At 44.4% G+C, this 5,684-nt stretch carries 3 protein-coding genes and 1 pseudogene; 1 reads left to right on the forward strand and 3 read right to left on the reverse strand.

The annotated features are described in order from the left end of the window. On the forward strand, positions 1-208 hold a 208-nt coding region (locus tag B3763_RS01095), incomplete at its 5' end, for a hypothetical protein (RefSeq protein ID WP_286742723.1). A 338-nt stretch (positions 209-546) separates the two neighbouring features. On the opposite strand, the gene B3763_RS01100 is transcribed toward B3763_RS01095, so the two are convergent. The 3 genes and pseudogenes from B3763_RS01100 to B3763_RS01110 all read right to left on the reverse strand — a co-directional run. Further along, on the reverse strand, positions 547-1,797 hold the full coding sequence (locus B3763_RS01100; RefSeq protein WP_286742725.1) for a metallophosphoesterase: 1,251 nt from the start codon (positions 1,795-1,797) through the stop codon (positions 547-549). Between the two features lie 181 nt (positions 1,798-1,978). Then, on the reverse strand, positions 1,979-5,455 hold the full coding sequence (locus B3763_RS01105; protein WP_286742727.1) for an efflux RND transporter permease subunit: 3,477 nt from the start codon (positions 5,453-5,455) through the stop codon (positions 1,979-1,981). A 22-nt stretch (positions 5,456-5,477) separates the two neighbouring features. Next, positions 5,478-5,684: pseudogene (locus B3763_RS01110) on the reverse strand (efflux RND transporter periplasmic adaptor subunit); the annotation flags it as partial.

Here is a 5,684-nt window from a genome sequence, read left to right on the forward strand (position 1 = left end):
CTTGCCTGAATTCAGAGATCAAATTGATCAACTCCTGAATATTGCACTAAGGAACTCACCCGTAAGCAAAGTCTTTTTTTTAACTGACTACCAATTTGGTCCATATGAGGCGAACTACGAACAAAATTTTCTAATCAACGACCTTTGGGAGCAACACGATTCAAACGGGCTAATCTGGAACACCCTTTACGAAATCTATGGTAAATAATACGGTGGGTAACAGTCGCTAGCAAGAACTCAGAGTCACCAAATTATGGCGGACAGAAAAGAGCCTTTAAAAGCTCCCCGAGCCTATACGAGCCATTGAGTTTACAAAGTTTAAGGCTTACTTACTTAAATCGCCTGGCCAATGCTTCTACGCTATACTACCATTTTATATCCTCACAAATAACTCATTTAAAGAGCATAGACACAGACATTCAGTTTCCCTATGGTTAAGAGTCACCCAAACGACTGAAGCTAGATACTTAAAAGTTGGGTATCATTAAAGAGAGGAAATGCAAGTGCATTCAAAAATCGGCAAAAAGCTTCGCGAAGATTTCACCGCTACACCAACGGACGCGAAGTAAGCTCAAGAATGGTGATCTCAGGGTAAATACCAATTCGGCCGGGAAATCCCAGAAATCCAAACCCCCGATTCACATACAAATATTGGTTACCCTCCTGGTATAAATCGGCCCATTGTTTATATATGTATTTCGAAGGGCTCCATCGAAAATCTCCTATTTCTACCCCTAGTTGCATGCCATGTGTATGGCCGGCAAACATCAGGTCAATATCGGGTTGCTGAGTTCTCACCTGAGCGTCCCAATGGCTCGGGTCATGCGAAAGAAGCAATTTCACATCGCCTTCAGCGTGGCGGGCAGCTTCTTCAAGGTTACCATACTTGGCAAATCGGCCGGCTCCCCAGTTCTCAACGCCAATCACAGCTAGCTGGTCAGTTCCCATCCTCAACACCTCGTGTTCATTCATTAACAACCTCCACCCCATGCGCTCATGTACCTTAATCATCTCCTGCAAATTTCGGGCTTTAGCCATTGGCGAAGACCAGGCCTTATAGTCACCATAGTCATGATTACCCAGGGTAGAAAACACTCCCAAATCGGCTTTTAGTCGGGAAAATAAGTCTACATACTGAGCAACCTCACGAGTTTCATTGTTCACCAGATCTCCGGTAAAAAATATGGCATCGGGTTTTTCCTTAAGCAGTAAATCAATGCCACCTTCTACGGCTGTTTTATCAAAGAAACTTCCGCTATGAATATCAGAAAGCTGGCCAATCTTTATCCCTTCGAAAGCTTTGGGTAAATTGGGCAGGTACACCCTCCTTCTTCTCACCCGGTAGTCGTAAGCTCCTTTTACTATGCCAAAACTCATGGTAACTACGGGCAGGGTGGCCACCACCACGGCCGAACGAGCAAGAAATTTTGATCGGGGCATTTTTTGTCCGCTAGCCACACGTTTTTCATATCGCTTCTTGCGGCCTTCAAAAAACCAGCGGAGTACCCTTCTTATGTCATCGAAGAAAACAAAGAGTACGGCCAGCAGCTTGGCCATGTAGCTCATAAAGACAATCGAAAGCATGAACATAAAGCTTATGGTACCTGTTTGAATGAGCCAAAGACACACCACCAGCCCCAGCATAACAATGGCCTGAGCCAGGTAGATGTAGCGTACCACACGTTTGGCAGCGGGCTTCCAGGAGTCAACAAGGGTCTTGGTAGCCTGATAGGCATAAAAATCCAGCCAGGCCAGAAAAACAATTAAAAGCAGAAAGGCTAAAGGGTTTGATCGCATTCGTTTTGTCTAACTGCCAAAGAAGCGGTATAGTTCAGATAAATTCTACCAAATGAAACATTAAAATAGGGAATAAAAAAAGACTCCCCCGACCTCTCAGGGGAGCCACCAAATCAACCTTAACTATGAATGACTCCCTAACTTGGGAATCTAATCACCACGTTATCTTTAAGAACAAACATCAGGCCAAAACTTCTTTTTTATCGCCCGAATGATCACTCATATCTAAAACGGAAACATCTCCCCTCCATTTAGCAATCCTGTACATTACCTTATCGGCAATGAGGTAGGCAGTTGGCACTATAATGAGGGTAAAGAAAGTAGCAAACGTAAGACCGAATATAATCGTCCAGGACATTGGACCCCAGAAGACTACGTTATCTCCTCCTATGTAGAAGTCGGCATTGTAGTTTGCAAATGCTCCAATAAAATCAATGTTTAAACCTATAGCCAACGGAACCAGACCTAAGATGGTGGTAATGGCCGTAAGCAATACCGGACGCAGCCTTGTTTTACCGGCAATAATTATGGAGTCGACAACCTCTTCCATAGGCAGCCTTCCATCTTCTTCATCAAGCCCCAGCTCACGTCTCTTTCTTTTTCTGGTCAACTCAATAAAGTCGATCAGTACAATGGCATTGTTCACTACAACCCCTGCCAAGGCAATAATACCCACCATGGTCATAATTACCACAAAGTCCATATTGAAAGCTACCAGGCCGAGGAATACCCCCACCGTACTTAGCAATACGGAAATCATGATTATAAACGGAGCCGTAATTTTATTGAACTGCGAAACAATGATTAGGAAAATCATAAACACGGCAATCAACAATGCCTTGGAAAGGAAAGCCATGTTTTCGGCCTGCTCTTCCTGCTCTCCGGTAAAGGCATAGCTATAGCCATTGGGCATTGGAAAATCGGCCATGAGTTCTTTCAATTGGTTGTTAATTTCTGTGGGGTTATAACCACCCAACACGTTGGAACTAAGCGTTACTACCCTATCGAGATCTTTTCGCTTAATAGAACCATAGGTTGAGCTGTAGCGCACATCGGCTACGGCAGAAATAGGCACCTGCACCAAACGACCACTGCTCTGGTCTCTAAACGTAATGTTCTTGTTAAGCAGAGCATCTATATCGTATCTGTAATCCTGATTCAACCGAACATTAATCTCGTAGCTATCTTCTCCCTCTTTGTATTTCGATACCTCTTTACCAAAAAGAGCCGTACGGATTTCATTGGCTACAGAATAGGTACTGAGTCCAAACCTGCGAGCATTGTCTCTGTCTATTTCAATAACCAACTCGGGCTTACCCAACTCAAGAGAACTCTTAAGTTGCTCAATCCCCTCAATTCCGGACTCATCGATGCGCTGTTTAACGCGCTCACCAAGACTAATCAGGGTTTCCAAATCTTCACCAATTATCTCCAGGTTAATGGGCTTTCCCGTTGGAGGACCGGCAGCATCCTTATCTACAGTTAGGGTTACTCCAGGCTCCAGTTTTACCTGCTCGCGAATGGCCTCCATTACATCTTTCGTATTCAGGTCGCCACGCAGCTTACTTTCAATAAAGTTCACCGTAATCCGTGCCTTGTGAGGCTCTTCAGACTGACCTACGGCCGTTGGGTCGTTGGGGTCGGCCGCTCCTTGCGACACGTTGGTGGTAACTGACTCTACAATAGACTCGTAGGGCTTAATAATTTCTAGCACCTGCTCTTCTATGTTTTGGGCAAATGTGTTGGTTTTCTCAATGTCAGTACCAACCGGAAACTCCACAAACACATTGACATAGCGCGGCTCGTTCTCAGGGAGGAAAATAACATTGGGCGTGTTGGTGGCAAAAATGCCCAGTGAGAGAAACAGCAAACCAAAGGCTCCACCCAGGTAGAGGAACGGATGTCTTACGGCCGATTTCAATATTTTCTCATAGCGATTCTCCAAAGCCGGCAACACAGTAGCCTGAAACTTTCTGGACAATGGCCCCAACACATAGACATTGAGAAGTGTAATTACTCCTATGAGCATGAGCAGGTTGCCAAACATTATAAGCTCCAAACCAAGGGCAAACACTGCTCCCACTACAATAGCAATGGTCGATCTTATAATCACTTTTTTGTTGTCGATTACTCTGGTTCCATCCACCCGCATAAATGAAGCAATGAACACAGGGTTAATAACCAGGGCCACGAATAGTGAAGACCCCAGGGTGATCATGAGTGTTAGCGGCAAGTAGAGCATAAACTCTCCGATTATGCCCGGCCAGAAAGCCAGTGGCACAAAGGCCGCAAGAGTAGTAGCTGTTGAAGAAATAATAGGCAAGGCCACTTCTCCAACTCCACGTCTGGTCGCAGCCATTGGGCTCAATCCCTCCTCCATCAGACGGTATACGTTTTCAACCACCACAATACCGTTGTCTACGAGCATACCCAAAGCCATAATGAGGGCAAAAAGAGTCATAGTGTTAATGGTGATGCCCGAAAGCCCCAGAATCATTAACGCCATGAACATAGACAACGGAATGGCCATACCCACAAACAGAGAGTTTCTGGTACCCAAGAAGAACAGCAGTACCGTAACTACCAGAATTACTCCAAAAATAATGTTGTTACCTAAAGAGCTTACCTGCTCACGAGTGTCTTTGGACTGATCGTTGGTAATGGTCACTTTTACACTTTCAGGTATGGCTCCTTTGTCGCGGCTCTCCTGAATCAGGTTCATGATTTTGTCGGTGGCCACCAATAGGTTTTCGCCACTTCGCTTCATCACGTCTATTTTCACTACCGGGTTCAGATCCAAACGGGCATAGTTCTGCTTGTCTTTGTAACCGAACTCTACGGTGGCTACATCTTTCAGATAGACTATGTTACCATCTTCATTGCTAATGATAACTTCTTCAAGCTGGCTGGGGTCATCAAACTCTCCCACCACCCGTACGTTTCTTCTTAAGCCATCCTGAATCACGTTTCCTCCCGAAAGGGTCACGTTCTCAGCCGAAATAGCATTCTCAATGTCTTGAAAAGTTACTTTTCTGGCTTCTAGTTTAAACGGGTCTACTTTTATTTCAACTTCCTTCTCATCTACCCCAACAATATTGACTTTCGATACTTCAGGAAATTTCTCGATTTCATCTTCCAGATACTCAGCAATATCATTCAGTTCATCGAGAGTTTTGCCGGGATCGGTAAGGTTAATATTAAGTATGGGGAAGTTCTCTGAAAAGCTAAACTTAATTACTTCCGGGTCGCTTTTCAGATCGCTTGGCAATTCGGATTTGGCACGGTCTACCGCGTCTTTCACATCAATTACCGCCTCATCTACATCTATTCCAACCTGAAACTCAATAACAATAGCTGAGTAGTCTTGAACAGAAGTAGATTGAATGTTATCAACCCCTTCTATGGTGTTGATCTCCTTCTCCAACTCACGGGTAATGAGGCTCTCCATATCTTCGGGAGAGTTACCGGGGTGTACGGTACTTACATAAACTGTTGGCTGTTCTACCTCCGGAAAATTCTCTTTGGGTAGGGTAATGTAGGAATATATACCTGCAACAGTAATTAGTAAGGTCAGCACATAAACGGTGATCTTATTGCGCAGAGAGAGGGAGGTGAGCCCAAACTCCTTATCTACAATTTTTTGTTTATCATCTGCCATAATGGTGATTTCTTAAGTGTGATTAGTTTTGAACACTAACAATGGTGCCATCGGCAATACTTCTGTTGCCTTTGTCTACGATGGTCTCTCCACCATTTAGTCCGGCCAAAACTTCTGACTTACCATCATAGGTTTTGCCTAAGGTCACATGAATTTTCTCGGCCTTCTTTCCATTGACTTTGTATACAAAGTTGCCTTCAAAGTCTTCTTGTATAATTCTGGAAGGAAT

It is taken from the genome of Roseivirga sp. UBA1976, from assembly GCF_002336325.1.
Lineage (GTDB): Bacteria > Bacteroidota > Bacteroidia > Cytophagales > Cyclobacteriaceae > Roseivirga > Roseivirga thermotolerans.